This is a genomic window from Roseomonas aerilata DSM 19363 (assembly GCF_000711725.1).
GTDB classification, from domain to species: Bacteria; Pseudomonadota; Alphaproteobacteria; order Acetobacterales; family Acetobacteraceae; genus Roseomonas; species Roseomonas aerilata.
Genome location: NZ_JONP01000007.1, coordinates 92,921 through 106,130 on the forward strand (window position 1 = coordinate 92,921; position 13,210 = coordinate 106,130).

General features: G+C 68.7%; 12 protein-coding genes. 10 read left to right on the plus strand and 2 right to left on the minus strand.

What is annotated here, in order from left to right; genetic code table 11:
• Positions 1 to 39 precede the first annotated feature (39 nt).
• Positions 40 to 1,275, plus strand: coding sequence for a cation:proton antiporter domain-containing protein (locus BO39_RS10055; RefSeq protein ID WP_043832621.1), 1,236 nt, complete (start codon positions 40 to 42; stop codon positions 1,273 to 1,275).
• A gap of 104 nt (positions 1,276 to 1,379) precedes the next feature.
• Here BO39_RS10055 and BO39_RS29805 read toward each other — a convergent pair whose 3' ends face one another.
• A complete protein-coding gene (locus BO39_RS29805; protein WP_052401887.1) occupies positions 1,380 to 2,030 on the minus strand; it encodes a CHRD domain-containing protein in 651 nt (216 codons plus the stop codon).
• A gap of 430 nt (positions 2,031 to 2,460) precedes the next feature.
• Here BO39_RS29805 and BO39_RS30965 point away from each other — a divergent pair, with 430 nt between their 5' ends.
• The 3 genes from BO39_RS30965 (at position 2,461) to BO39_RS10070 (ending at position 6,382) form a co-directional block, all read left to right on the plus strand.
• Positions 2,461 to 4,206 carry an ATP-dependent nuclease gene (locus tag BO39_RS30965; RefSeq protein WP_084698026.1) on the plus strand — a complete coding sequence of 582 codons (1,746 nt, stop codon included), beginning with the start codon at positions 2,461 to 2,463 and terminating at the stop codon, positions 4,204 to 4,206.
• Positions 4,207 to 4,334: 128 nt separating this feature from the next.
• Positions 4,335 to 4,925, plus strand: a complete 591-nt coding sequence (locus tag BO39_RS10065; RefSeq protein WP_084698005.1) for a transposase — start codon at positions 4,335 to 4,337, stop codon at positions 4,923 to 4,925.
• A 221-nt stretch (positions 4,926 to 5,146) separates the two neighbouring features.
• Positions 5,147 to 6,382, plus strand: coding sequence for an argininosuccinate synthase (locus BO39_RS10070; protein ID WP_043832625.1), 1,236 nt, complete (start codon positions 5,147 to 5,149; stop codon positions 6,380 to 6,382).
• 40 nt (positions 6,383 to 6,422) lie between these two features.
• On the opposite strand, the gene BO39_RS10075 is transcribed toward BO39_RS10070, so the two are convergent.
• Complete coding sequence (locus BO39_RS10075; RefSeq protein ID WP_043832626.1) at positions 6,423 to 7,874, minus strand: hypothetical protein; 1,452 nt, start codon at positions 7,872 to 7,874, stop codon at positions 6,423 to 6,425.
• Here BO39_RS10075 and BO39_RS10080 point away from each other — a divergent pair.
• The 6 genes from BO39_RS10080 (at position 7,873) to trpA (ending at position 13,145) form a co-directional block, all read left to right on the plus strand.
• On the plus strand, positions 7,873 to 8,535 hold the full coding sequence (locus BO39_RS10080) for an FMN-binding negative transcriptional regulator (RefSeq protein ID WP_052401888.1): 663 nt from the start codon (positions 7,873 to 7,875) through the stop codon (positions 8,533 to 8,535). The two genes, BO39_RS10075 and BO39_RS10080, sit on opposite strands and share 2 nt — an antisense overlap.
• A 130-nt stretch (positions 8,536 to 8,665) precedes the next feature.
• On the plus strand, positions 8,666 to 9,373 hold the full coding sequence (gene pyrF / locus BO39_RS10085; RefSeq protein WP_043832627.1) for an orotidine-5'-phosphate decarboxylase: 708 nt from the start codon (positions 8,666 to 8,668) through the stop codon (positions 9,371 to 9,373).
• Between the two features lie 10 nt (positions 9,374 to 9,383).
• Entirely contained in the window at positions 9,384 to 10,088 is a 705-nt protein-coding gene (locus BO39_RS10090; RefSeq protein ID WP_408735166.1) for a phosphoribosylanthranilate isomerase, read from the plus strand.
• Complete coding sequence (locus BO39_RS10095; protein ID WP_052401889.1) at positions 10,085 to 10,996, plus strand: EamA family transporter; 912 nt, start codon at positions 10,085 to 10,087, stop codon at positions 10,994 to 10,996. Before BO39_RS10090 ends, BO39_RS10095 begins: the two co-directional genes overlap by 4 nt.
• Before the next feature lie 50 nt (positions 10,997 to 11,046).
• Positions 11,047 to 12,276: a tryptophan synthase subunit beta gene (gene trpB, locus BO39_RS10100; RefSeq protein WP_043832628.1), complete on the plus strand. Its 1,230-nt coding sequence runs from the start codon at positions 11,047 to 11,049 to the stop codon at positions 12,274 to 12,276.
• Positions 12,273 to 13,145, plus strand: a complete 873-nt coding sequence (gene trpA / locus BO39_RS10105; RefSeq protein ID WP_084698006.1) for a tryptophan synthase subunit alpha — start codon at positions 12,273 to 12,275, stop codon at positions 13,143 to 13,145. The genes trpB and trpA overlap by 4 nt, the downstream gene beginning before the upstream one ends.
• Positions 13,146 to 13,210: the final 65 nt, after the last annotated feature.

The following is a 13,210-nucleotide window of genomic DNA, read 5'->3' on the forward strand; positions in this document are numbered from 1 at the left end:
TCCCCCGTTCACGCTCCGCCCCCCCAAGCCGGAGCCCGAATGGCCGAAACCCGCTTCGTCGCCATGGCGATCGTCGCCGTCGGCCTCCTCCTCGCCCTCGCCCGCCTCACGAAAACCCCGCCCTCCATCATCCTCTTCACCGGCGGTCTCGCCTCCGTCCTCCTCCCCGGCCCACTTCCCCACCTCCGCGTGGACCCCCTCGTCGTCCTCGGCCTCATCCTCCCCCCACTCCTCTACGCGGCCATCACTAACCTCCCCGCCAGCCTCCTCCACCGCGCCGCCATCCGCGGCGTCCTCGGCGGGGCGCTCTGGACCCTCGCCCTCACCGCCACCACCGGCTACGCGGCACACCTCCTCCTCCCCGGCCTCGACCCCGTCGCCTGCATGGCCATCGGCGTCGCCGCCGCCATCGCCGAACCCCGCGTCCTCGTCGAAACCGGCCTCGACAAGAAGATGCCCCCCGCCATCAGCGAATCCCTCTCCGCCCAACTCGTCTCCGCCCCCCTCCTCGGCGTCTCCCTCTCCATCTTCACGGCAAAGCAGGTCGGCGGCCCCTTCCCCGGCCTCCCCGCCGGCATCGCCCTCGGCTTCGCCATGGCCGCCCTCCGCCGCCGCCTGGACAACCCCCGCACCGAAACCGCCCTCTCGCTGGCCACCCCCTTCGCCGCCTGCATGATCGGCGAACTCATCGGCACCTCGCCCATCGCCCCCCTCATCGGCGCCGGCGTCACCATGGCCTACATCCACACGAACGAGCGCACGGGGGAGAGCATCGCCTCCCCCGAATCCCACCAGCTCACGAACGACCTCTGGCGCGCCCTCGACGCCATCCTCACCGGCACCCTCTTCTTCCTCATGGGCCGCGCCCTGCCCGAAGCCCTCGCCGGCGCCCGCAGCCTCCCCTGGACCACCCTCGCCACCGCCGCGATCGCCCTCATGGCCCTCTGCTGGGCCGTCCAGTTCGCCCTCTCCTGGGCCGCCCTGGCCCACCCCAACTCGCCCCCCATCCCCCGCGCGGACGGCGGCCGCGTCCCCCCCTGGCAGGGCGCCGCCCTCATGGCCGGCGGCGCCGGCCGCAACGTCGTCGCCCTCGCGGTGGCCCTCGCCATCCCCGCCACCCTCCCGAACGGAGACCCCTACCTCCCGCGGGACGCGGTGGTGGCGGTCGTCGCCCTCATGGTCGTGGCCTCGGCCGGCCTCCAATGGGCGGGCGTCCCCGGCCTCGTCCGCTGGGTCCGCCCCGGCAAGCACGATCCCACCGCCGAAAGCGCCTGACCCCAACCACGACAAATCCCGCCGCGCCCCCACAGGGAACCCGGCGCCCCATCACCCCACCCGGCCGGCACCACCACGGCACCGGCCAGGAGGGAACCAACCCCTCACCCCAACCGGCGCCCTCGCCGCATCCCAACCCCGGCAAGCCCCGCCATCCCCACCAGCAGCAGCCCGAGCGAGGCCGGCTCCGGCACCGCCACCGTCGCGGGCACGATCTGCCCCCGGACCTCGCCCCCGGGGAACTGAACCGTGTGGAAGTTGATGTAGGAAAGCCCGCCCAGGATATTCGAAAGCTGCACCGTCAGCGTCGTGTTGTTCCCCTCCGGCGCATCCCACTTCCCGCTGATCGTTCCCCCAACCCCACTGGCGAACGGTGTGACCACCACGTCATTCGGGTTGGTGTCGTTGAACGGCGCCCCGAAAAATCCCCAGACCACCGGCCCATTCACGCCCGGAGGCCCCGGCGCATGGAGATGCGCCACCGTCAGGTTGTCGTTCGCATCAACCGTCTGGCTGCCGGTGAAATCGATGTTGTTGACCGTCGCGGTCATCGTCATCGCCGTCTGCGCGTCGTTCAGCACGAAACTGGCCGTCCCGAACGAGGCCGGCCGCGCCGCCCCCGTGCTGAGCGTCGGCACCGCCGGCGGATTCTCCTGCGAATTCGTCAGATTGGCCGTGAGGATAACGGCGGCATGACCACTCCCGGCCCCCAGCAGGGCCAGCGGCAAGGCGGCGAGAAAGGCACGAAGGCGCATGGTCGGTTTTCCTTCCCTGGCAACGTTGCTTGCTCTTGTGTGGATCTTCTCCGGAACGCCGTCCTGAACCGGCCCATTCCGGACGATAATGCTTAGCGGCCGATCAGTTCTGTCAGGTGACACAGTCCCGCGACCACGGCGATCGTCGCCCTTATGGTCGTGGCCTCGGCCGGCCTCCAATGGGCGGGCGTGTCGGGGCTGGTGCGGTGGGTGCGGCCGGGAAAAGCCGGCTGATCCGGGGCCGGCGCGGGCGACTCGTGGGAGGCGCCGCCTCCCACACCCTCCGCCGGGGACTTTTGGTCCCCGGACCCCTTTTTTATCCGTGTACATGAGAAACGATGAACGTAGCGCAGTGCATGAGCTTGGTATGCAAAGGGAAAATGCGGACGCATAATTGCTGTGCAGGATCGATTCGCCACGAGGCTCGTTGATGAAGACTTTTTTGCACGGACTCGCTTTGAAAAACTATGGAGGTATCGGTCCTGACAGGCAAGAATTGCATCCATTAAAGGACATGAATTTTTTTATTGGGGCTAACAATTCCGGAAAGTCGACGGTCCTTAACTTTGTACAAAAGCATCTAAGTGAGTTTGATCTACGTTTCAGCGGGTTGGCCAAAAGACAAATATCAACGCTGGAAAGATATGATCGAGCGTCTGCAAGCCAAGTTGAAGTTCAACTCGCTCTCTCAGCAAAAACATTCAAGGAAAATATCTTTGAGGAGATGTCTGTTGGTCCGGAAATAAGAAAGCCGGTAGAGTTACTGATCGACAAAATCACTGAACAAAATGTGGTTTGGCTAGATCTTGGTTTTTTCGGCGATAGCAAAATAAAACTGAGAGATTTCGCCGAGGACGATGATTTAATACCTTTGCGGGGGATTATGCAGGAATGGACGTGGCAAGCTGTTTGGAGCGCTCTGACAGGTGTGGGTGGCGGATCACCTGTAACTTGGATGAAAGGCAGTTTGGAGGTCTTGCTTAATCGACAAAAACTAGTATTGCCAAAAACTTTCATTATTCCAGCCATAAGGCAAATTGGTAGAGCAGGAGAGCAGTTTGGAGACTTCAGCGGCTCTGGACTAATTGATCGGCTTGCCGAGGTACAAAGCCCGGATTATGACAAAGAGCATGAGCGAGAATTATTTTTTAAAATAAATGAGTTTTTGCGTTATGTAACGGGCAAAGCCTCAGCCCGCATTGAAGTGCCAAACAATAGAGAACACATTCTAGTACACATGGACGGTAGGATTCTGCCGCTTCGAGTTCTCGGAACTGGTATCCATGAAGTGATCATGTTAGCAGCTTTTTGTACGCTAACCGAGCAAAGCATTATTTGTATAGAAGAGCCAGAGATACATCTGCACCCGCTACTTCAAAGAAAACTTATAAAATATATTAGGGAAAACACGAACAATCAGTATTTGATTGCCACCCATTCTGCTAGCTTTATTGATACGCCGGACGCGGCGATATTTCACGTGTCACACAATGGGCGTCAGACTACTCTGAGGGAGTCCATTCTCAGGAAGCAGCGCTACGACATATGTGTTGACCTTGGGTATAAAGCCTCTGACATTATCCAGGCCAATGTTGTCATCTGGGTGGAAGGACCTTCTGATCGGATCTATCTTAACCACTGGATCCAAGGCAAGCGCAATGACTTTGTTGAAGGTATTCATTACTCGATAATGTTTTATGGGGGGCGTCTTCTGAGTCATTTATCAGCTGCGGACGAAGTTAGGGATTTCATCTCGCTCAAGTCTTTAAATAGAAACATTGCCATAGTGATAGATAGCGACAAAACTTCCAAGTCCACACCCGTGAATGCTACAAAGAAGCGCGTTGCCGCGGAATTGGCCACAGGAGATGCTGTCGCTTGGGTTACGAAGGGTCGAGAAATAGAGAACTATGTGGATCCGACACTACTACAGGCGTGTGTCAGAGCAGTTTACTCGGCAAGGTATATCAAGGCTGGAAAAACAGGACTGTATGACCACGCTTTGTACTTCGAGTCGGCGTCTACTAAGCGCGGTGGAGGCGCCTTCGTCGAAACAAGCGTCGATAAAGTAAGAATAGCACGTGAAGTTTGTTCATACCCGGCGGACTATAGCCCCCTCGATCTGTCGAAGAAAATAGATGAGATTATTGGCTTGATCATTAAATCAAATAGATAAGATTTCTTTAGCTTTCCCATACGTACTTAGGCGCGTTTCGACGCGATGCTCGTAAGTCAAGCTCGCACTTGACGCAAGGACTAAATTCCTTTAGCGGTGCCTCCCCACCCCGTGCGGAGGCGCCCCCCATGTCCCGCCTCGCCCCACCCCGCCCCTGGACACCCCTCTCCGACGACGCCTGGCTCGCCCTGGCCTCCTACGTCCTCCCCCGCGCGCCCCAGGGCCGCCGCATCGCCGATCTCCGCGCCCGCATGGACGCCATCTTCCACCTCGCCTCCACCCCCGGCGATCCCTGGCGCGCCCTACCCGCCCACCACGGCAACCCCGATACCGTCGCCCGCTTCTTCCGCCGCCTCACCCACGCCGGCCTCTGGCACCGCCTGCTCGAAGCCCTCGCCAAAGCCCCCGCCAACCACCCCCTCCGATCCATCGAGCACGCCATCTGCCGCGCCACCCGCCGCGCGGCCCGCATCGGCGGCATGCCCCTTCTCCTCCTCATTCGCCAACTCGGCCTCCGCTCCGCCCTCAACGGCCCCCCCTGGCTCCTCCCCGATCCCCTTTTGTCCGAAACCCTCGCCCGCCTCCCGCTCCCCCGCCTCGAACCCACCCCCGCCAGCATCGAAGCCCTCCGCACCCACCTGAAATCCCGCGAAGCCCTCTCCAAAGCCGCCCTCGGCCGCCGCCACATGCCCCGCACCGTCCGCTGGGCCTGGCCCTGATGCCCCCCAGCCCCCGCCCAATCCCCAAAAACCCCGCGCCACACCACACCGCGCGAACCGCGCCTCCCCAAACCCCACCTTGCCGCCGCCGCCGCGCTGCGGCACATCCGGGCCACCAACGAACGCCCGCGCCGGGCGCGCACCACGCGCCACCCCGCCGCGCCCGCGTCGAAGCACAAGGCAGGGCCACCGCCCGCCCGAACCCCGGAAGGTTCCCCCTGATGTCCGTGAAAGACGTGAAGAAGGTCGTCCTCGCCTACTCCGGCGGCCTCGACACCTCCGTCATCCTCAAGTGGCTGCAAACCACCTACGGCGCCGAGGTCGTCACCTTCACCGCCGACCTCGGCCAGGGCGAGGAACTCGGCCCCGCCCGCGAGAAAGCCCGCCTCCTCGGCATCAAGGAGGAGAACATCCACATGGAAGACCTGCGGGAGGAATTCACCCGCGACTTCGTCTTCCCCATGTTCCGCATGAACGCCCAGTACGAGGGCTGCTATCTCCTCGGCACCTCCATCGCCCGCCCCCTCATCAGCAAGCGCCAGATCGAGATCGCCGAGAAAGTCGGCGCCGACGCCGTCAGCCACGGCGCGACAGGCAAGGGCAACGACCAGGTCCGCTTCGAGATCGCCTACTACGCCCTCAAGCCCGACGTGAAGGTCATCGCCCCCTGGCGCGAGTGGGACCTCACCTCCCGCACCCGCCTCCTCGAATTCGCCGAGGCCCACCAGATCCCCATCGCCAAGGACAAGCGCGGTGAAGCCCCCTTCAGCGTCGACGCCAACCTCCTCCACAGCAGCAGCGAGGGCAAAATCCTCGAGGAGCCCTGGGACGAGCCCCCCGAGCTCGTCTGGCAGCGCACCACCAGCCCCATGGACGCCCCCGACCGCGTCACCGAGATCACCATCGAGTTCGAGCGCGGCGACGCGGTGGCCATCAACAACGAGCGCCTCTCCCCCGCCACCCTCCTCACGAGGCTCAACGCCCTCGGCAAGGAGAACGGCATCGGCCGCCTCGACCTCGTGGAGAACCGCTTCGTCGGCATGAAGTCCCGCGGCGCCTACGAAACCCCGGGCGGCACCATCCTCCACACCGCCCACCGCGCCATCGAGAGCATCACGCTGGACCGCGAGGCCGCCCACCTCAAGGACAGCCTCATGCCCCGCTACGCGGAGCTCATCTACAACGGCTTCTGGTTCTCCCCGGAGCGCCGCATGCTCCAGGCCATGGCCGACGCCTCCCAGGCATCCGTCACCGGCGAGGTCCGCCTCAAGCTCTACAAGGGCAACGCCATCGTCACCGGCCGCCGCAGCCCCAACAGCCTCTACAGCATGAAGCACGTCACCTTCGAGGACGACCAGGGCGCCTACGACCAGTTCGACGCGCAAGGCTTCATCAAGCTCAACGCCCTGCGCCTCCGCCTCGGCGCCATGGCCGGCCGGCGTGGCGGCGCCCTCTAGCGCCGCCTCCCACCGCGCGCGGGGAGAAGCCCCCGCGCGCTCACCCTCCGCCCAAACGCACGCAAGCCCTCGGCCGCCCCGGCAACCAGCAGGGCCAGCCCAGCCCCACCCGCGGCACCAGTGCCACCGTTCCCTCCGCCAACCCTTCCACCGGTGGCACAAAATCTCGCCGCAGCGCCAGCACCCGCACCCCTTGCGGCACCGGCCAAAGCCGCATGTCCAGCACGTTGCGAAGCTCCCCCGCCGCGTCCCGGTGCACGACGCTCATGTCGAAGTAGCTCTCGGCCATCCCCGGCACCGGCCCCGCCACCTGCAGCCCCCGCCAGGTCGCCTCCCCCCGCGCCTGCGCCGGCATGATCCGCACCGAGAGCACCAGCAGGATCGCCACCGAGGCCACCGCCGGCAGCACCCGCCCGCCCCGCCACCGCACCACCTGCACCAGCCCCACCCAGGCCAGCAGCGCGAAGCCCGGCATCATCCACTTGAAGTAGTGGACATTCAGATAGCGCCAGAGCCCCGTCGGCAGCAGGTCCACATAGGCCGTGTAGAAGGCGAGATGCGCGAGCATCGCCGCGGCGAGCACCGCCAGCACCGCGCCCCGCGTCACCGCGAAGGGCAGCAGGACGAGCGCCAGCCCGATCCAGGGATGCCGCGCCATCAGCCCCTGCCCATCCCCCCACCAGGGCTGTGGCGCGACCAGCAGCGCGAAGGCCTTCCACCCGAAGGCGTGGAAGGACAGCCCCACCTTCCCCGACCACTCCATGTAGGGGGAGGGCCCTGCCCCGTGGATGAGGAGGTGCAGCACGAGCCCCGCCGCCGCCACGGTCAGGCCCCCCGCCGCCACCCCGGCCACCGTCCGCCACGGCAGCGCCCGCCGCAACCAGGCCTCATGCAGCGCCACGCCGGCGAGGATGATCAGCGCGGGCAGCATGTCGCTCGGTCGGAACAGCCCGACGAGGGCCGCCACGGCGCCCATGGCCAGCGGCATCCGGCGCCCCGCCATGTGCCCCGCCGCCAGCAGCAACAGCACCCAGAGCGCCGCGCTGGCGGGGGAGGTGTTCCAGGGCACGGTCCAGCAGCGGAGCAGCAGGCTGTCCGCCGCCGCGCTGCCGAGGAAGAGCGCCGCCGCCGTCCAGGCGCCCACCCCGACGCGCCCCGCGAAGCCGAGGAAGGCAAGGCCTGTCAGCAGCAGGGCCGCGAGGTTCACGGGGAAGAAGGGATGGTCGGGCAGCAGCCGCGCGAAGGGCGCGCCGAGCAGGGCGTAGCCCATCGGATACCAGTGCCGCGCGGAGGAGAGATCGCCCTCCGCGAAGCCCCTGGCGGAGGCGAGGTAGTGCTCCTGGTCCCACCAGCCCCACCAGCCCTCCGGCGTTTCGTTGCCGGGCATGGCCGGGTCGTTCAGATAGGCAGGCACGTACAGCAGCGTCAGCAGTATGAGCAGGACCGCCGCCGGCGCGCGCCGGTCGCGGAGAAGGGCAGGGGGTCGAAGCATGAGCGATGGTTGCCACAGGAGCCCCGCGGCCACAGCCCCCGCCCTCTACATTCCCCCCGCCTTCCGGGAGGAGGACCCGGCGGTGTTGCGCGGCCTGATCGCGGCCTCCCGCCTCGCGATCCTGACGAGCAACGGGCCAGAGGGCGTGCCGCTGGTGACGCCGCTGCCGCTGGTGCTCGACGGCGACCACCTCCTCGGGCACCTGGCGCGGGCCAACCCGCACTGGCAGGCGCTGGCCGCCGCGCCGCGGGCGCTCGCGGTCTTCATGGGGGCCGAAGCCTATGTCTCGCCGGGCTTCTACCCCTCGAAGGCGGAGCACGGGCGGGTGGTGCCGACCTGGAACTACGAGGCGGTGACGGTGGAGGGCGCGGTCGAGGTCTTCGAGGATCCGGCCCGGCTGCTCGACGCCGTCTCCCGCCTGACCGGGCGGCACGAGGAGGGGCGGGCGGAGCCCTGGGCGGTGACCGACGCGCCGGCCGCCTTCACCGCGGCGCAGCTGAAGGGGATCGTCGGCATCCGCCTCCTGATCGAGCGGGTGCTGGGCAAGCGCAAGCTCTCGCAGAACCGCTCGGCGCCGGACCGGGAAGGCGTGCGCGAGGGCCTGGCCGCGAGCGCCGACCCGCGCGACCGGGCCGCGGCAGAGGCGATGGACCGCGGCTGACGGAGCCGGGCTGCGCGGCGGGCACGCCGCAGGGCTTGGCGGGTTCGCCGCGGGGCATGGGCGCCATGCGGCCCCCCTCCTGTCGCGTCGGCCTCCCGGCAGGTAAGGGTAGCCGGACAGGAGGGCCCCCATGATCCAGCGACCGAACCGTGCGGGGCTGATCGCGGCGCTCGACACCGACAGCGCCGAGCGGGCCGAGGAACTGGCGGCGGCGCTCGCGCCGCATGTCGGCCTGCTGAAGCTCGGCCTCGAGTTCTTCGTGGCCCAGGGGTCGGCGGCGGTGGCGCGGGTGACGCGGCACCGGCCGGTGTTCCTCGACCTCAAGTTCCACGACATCCCGAACACGGTGGCCGGCGCGGTGCGCTCGGCCTGCGCGCTGGGGCCGGCCATGCTGACGATCCATGCGGGCGGCGGGCCGGCGATGGTGGCGGCGGCGCGGGAGGCGGCGGAGGGATTCGGCGCGGCGCGTCCGGCGATCCTGGCAGTGACGGTGCTGACGAGCATGGACGCGGCGGCGCTGGCGGCCACGGGGGTTTCGGGCGGCCCCTCGCAGCAGGTGCTGCGGTTGGCGCGGATGGCAATGGAGAACGGGGCGGACGGGCTCGTCTGTTCCCCGCGCGAGGTCTCGCTGATCCGCGACGCACACGGATCCGGGCCGCTGCTGGTGGTGCCAGGCATCCGACCCGCGGGCAGTGCGGCCGGGGACCAGTCGCGCATCGCGACGCCCGGGGACGCGGTGGCGGCCGGGGCGGACTGGCTGGTGGTCGGGCGGCCAATCACCGGGGCGGCGGAACCGGCGGCAGCGGCGGCGGCCATTGCCGCCATGGTCGTGGGCTGAGGACGCGGCGGTGGTGGCGGTGAAGATCTGCGGCCTTTCCGACCGCGCCGGGCTGGACGCGGCGGTGGCGGGCGGGGCCGAGATGATCGGTCTGGTCTTCTTCCCGGCCTCGCCGCGCGCGGTGACGGGGGCCCGGGCGGCGGCGCTGCTGGCCCATGCGCCGGGAGAGGGCTGGCCGCTGCGCGTGGGGCTTTTCGTCGATGCCTCGGACGAGGAGATCGCCGCGGTGCTCGATGCCGCACCGCTCGACCTGCTGCAGCTGCACGGGGAGGAGGGGCCGGCGCGTTGCGCTTCGCTGCGCGCGCGCTTCGGCCTGCCGGTGATGAAGGCGCTGGGGATCGCGACCGCCGCGGATCTTGCGTTGCTGGACGAGTACGCGCCCGTGGTGGACCGCTTCCTGCTGGACGCGAAGCCGGCGCCGGGGGCGGCGCTGCCGGGCGGGAACGCGGCCGCCTTCGACTGGTCGCTGCTGGCGGGGCGCGCGGTGCCGCGGCCCTGGCTGCTGGCGGGGGGGCTGACGCCGGAGAACGTGGCGGAGGCGGTGCGGGCGACCGGCGCGCCGGGGGTGGATGTTTCCTCGGGCGTGGAGGCTTCCCGCGGGGTGAAGGACCCGGCGCGCATCGCGGAATTCATCCGGGCGGCGCGCGGAGCGGCGGGCACCGCCGCGCCGGCCGTGGCCGCCGGGCACGCCAGAGCCGCCGGGCGCGGCGGGTGAGGCCCGCGCATGTCCTGCTAGCCCTGCTGACGACGGCGCTCTGGGGCTTCAACTTCGTGGTGATCGAGCTGGGGCTGCGGGCCGGGTTGCCGCCGCTGCTGATGGCGGCCCTGCGCTTCGTGGTGGCCGCGGTGCCGGTGCTGTGGCTGCCGCGGCCGCGCATCCCCGCGGGGCGGCTGGTGGCGATCGGCGTGTTCCTCTTCCTCGGGCAGTTCGCGCTGCTGTTCACGGGGATGGCGGCGGGGATGCCGCCGGGACTGGCCTCGGTCACGCAGCAGTCGCAGGCTTTCCTGACCGCGCTGATCGCGGCGGCGGTCCTGCGGGAGAGGCCCACGGCGCGGGCGGTGGCGGGCATGGCGGTGGCCTTCTCCGGCCTCGCGCTGATCGGCAGCACGGCGGGGGCGGGGGGAATGACGGGGCTGGGCCTCGCGCTCTGCCTCGCGGGGGCGGCGAGCTGGGCGGGCGGGAACGTGCTGCTGCGCGGTGCCGGTTCCTCCCCCGGCGGGCCCGTCGCGCTGATGGCCTGGCTGGGGCTGGTGCCGATCCTGCCGCTGCTGGCGCTCTCGCTCGCGGTGGAGGGGGCGGGGACGGTCGGGCACGCGCTGGCCCACCTCAACCTCATGGGCGTGGCCGCGGTGCTGTACCTCGCGGTACCGGCGACGCTGGTGGGTTACGGGATCTGGGGCTTCCTCATGGCGCGCTATCCCGCCACGACGGTCGCGCCCTTCGCGCTGCTGGTGCCGATCACGGGCGCCGCCTCCTCGGCGCTGGTGACGGGGGAGAGCTTCGGGGCGGTGCGGCTGGCGGGGATGGCGCTGGTGATCGCGGGGCTGGCGGTGGGGGCGCTGCGATGGCCTTTGGGTGCCGCCGGGTGGCGCGGACGTGACCGAGCCCCCACCTCGCGCTAAGAGCCCCTGCCCCCTTCTCCGGGCCAACCCGTACCGGGAAAGAACCCGCCGTGAACAAGCCGCTTCCGACGCCGCTTCCCAACTCCCTCCGCCAGGGGCCCGATGTCCGCGGCCGCTTCGGCGATTTCGGCGGCCGCTTCGTGGCCGAGACGCTGATGCCCAACATCGTGGAGGTGCAGGAGGCCTATGACGCCGCCCGCAAGGACCCCGAGTTCGACAAGGAATGGCGGCGGCTGCTGAAGGACTATGTGGGCCGGCCCTCGCCGCTCTGGTTCGCGGAGCGGCTGACGAACCACCTCGGCGGCGCGAAGGTCTACCTCAAGCGCGAGGAGCTGAACCACACCGGCGCGCACAAGATCAACGCGGTGCTCGCGCAGATCATGCTGGCCAAGCGCATGGGCAAGACGCGCATCATCGCCGAGACGGGGGCGGGGCAGCACGGGGTTGCGACCGCGACCGCCTGCGCGCTGTTCGACCTGCCCTGCACGGTCTTCATGGGCGCAACCGACGTGGAGCGGCAGAAGCCGAACGTGTTCCGCATGAAGCTGCTCGGCGCCGAGGTGAACGCGGTGACCTCCGGCGCGGCGACGCTGAAGGACGCGATGAACGAGGCGCTGCGCTACTGGGTCGCGAACGTGCACGACACCTACTACTGCATCGGCACCGTGGCCGGGCCCGCGCCCTATCCGCAGATGGTGCGCGACTTCCAGTGCGTGATCGGCGAGGAGACGAAGGAGCAGTGCCTGGCGATCGAGGGCCGGCTGCCGGACGTGGTGGTCTGCGCTGTCGGCGGCGGGTCCTCGGCGATGGGGATCTTCCATCCCTTCCTCGATGACGCCGAGGTGAAGCTGGTGGGCGTGGAAGCGGCCGGGCACGGCATCGAGAGCGGGCAGCACGCGGCGGCCATCAATGGCGGACGCCCCGGCGTGCTGCACGGGAACAAGACCTATCTACTGCAGGACCGGCACGGGCAGATCACGGAGGCGCATTCCATCTCCGCGGGGCTGGATTATCCGGGCATCGGGCCGGAGCATTCCTGGCTGCACGAGATCGGGCGCGTGGAATACACGGCGGCCACCGATGACGAGGCGCTCTCGGCCTTCATGCTGTGCTCGAAGCTGGAGGGGATCATCCCCGCGCTGGAGAGCGCGCACGGGCTGGCCGAGGTGATCAAGCGGGCGCCGGAGATGGGGAAGGACGAGATCATCGTGCTCAACCTTTCCGGGCGCGGGGACAAGGACATCTTCACGGTGGCGCATCACCTGGGAGAGGCGCTGTGAGCGCGGCGGCCGCCGAGGCGCAGGCGCAGGCGCCGGCGCGGAGCAGGACGGGGCGGATCGCGGCGCGCTTCGCGACGCTGCGGGCGGAGGGGCGCGGGGCTTTGATGCCCTTCCTGGAGGCCTACGACCCCGATCCGGCGACGAGCATGGCGATCCTGCGGGGGATGCCCGGCGCGGGGGCGGACCTGATCGAGATCGGCGTGCCCTTCACCGATCCGGCGGCTGACGGGCCGACCGTGCAGAAGGCGGGGCAGCGGGCGCTCAAGGCGGGCGGCACGCTGGCGGGCGCGCTGGCGATGGTGCGCGACTTCCGCCGCGACGACGACGAGACGCCGCTCGTGCTGATGGGCTATCTCAACCCCATCCTCGCCTACGGCGCCGAGCGCTTCTGCTGCGACGCGCGGGAGAGCGGGGTGGACGGGCTGATCGTGGTGGACATGCCGCCCGAGGAGGCGGAGGAGCTGCGGCCCTACGCGCAGGGCCTCGATATGGTCCGGCTGGTGGCGCCGACCTCGCTGCAGGGGCGGCTGCCGGTCGTGCTCGATGGCGCGGGGGGGTTCATCTACTACGTGGCGATCACCGGCATCACGGGCACGCGCTCGGCCGAGGTGCAGGACTTGGAGAAGGCGATCCCGATCGTGCGGGCGGCGACCGACCTGCCGATCGCGATCGGCTTCGGGGTGCGCACCCCGGCCCAGGCGGCTGATGCGGTGCGGGTGGCGGATGGGGCGGTGGTGGCCTCATCCCTCATCGAGATCCTGGCGGGGACGCTCGACGAGGCGGGGCGCGCGACGTCCGGCACGGTGCGGGCGGTGCTGGACGGGGTGCGGGCGCTGGCGGAGGGGGTTCGCGGGGCGCGCGAGGGCTGATTGTGGGCGCCCGGGACCGCGCCTCCGCGGCGCGGTACGGCCCTTGCTCCTAAACTTGTGGTATG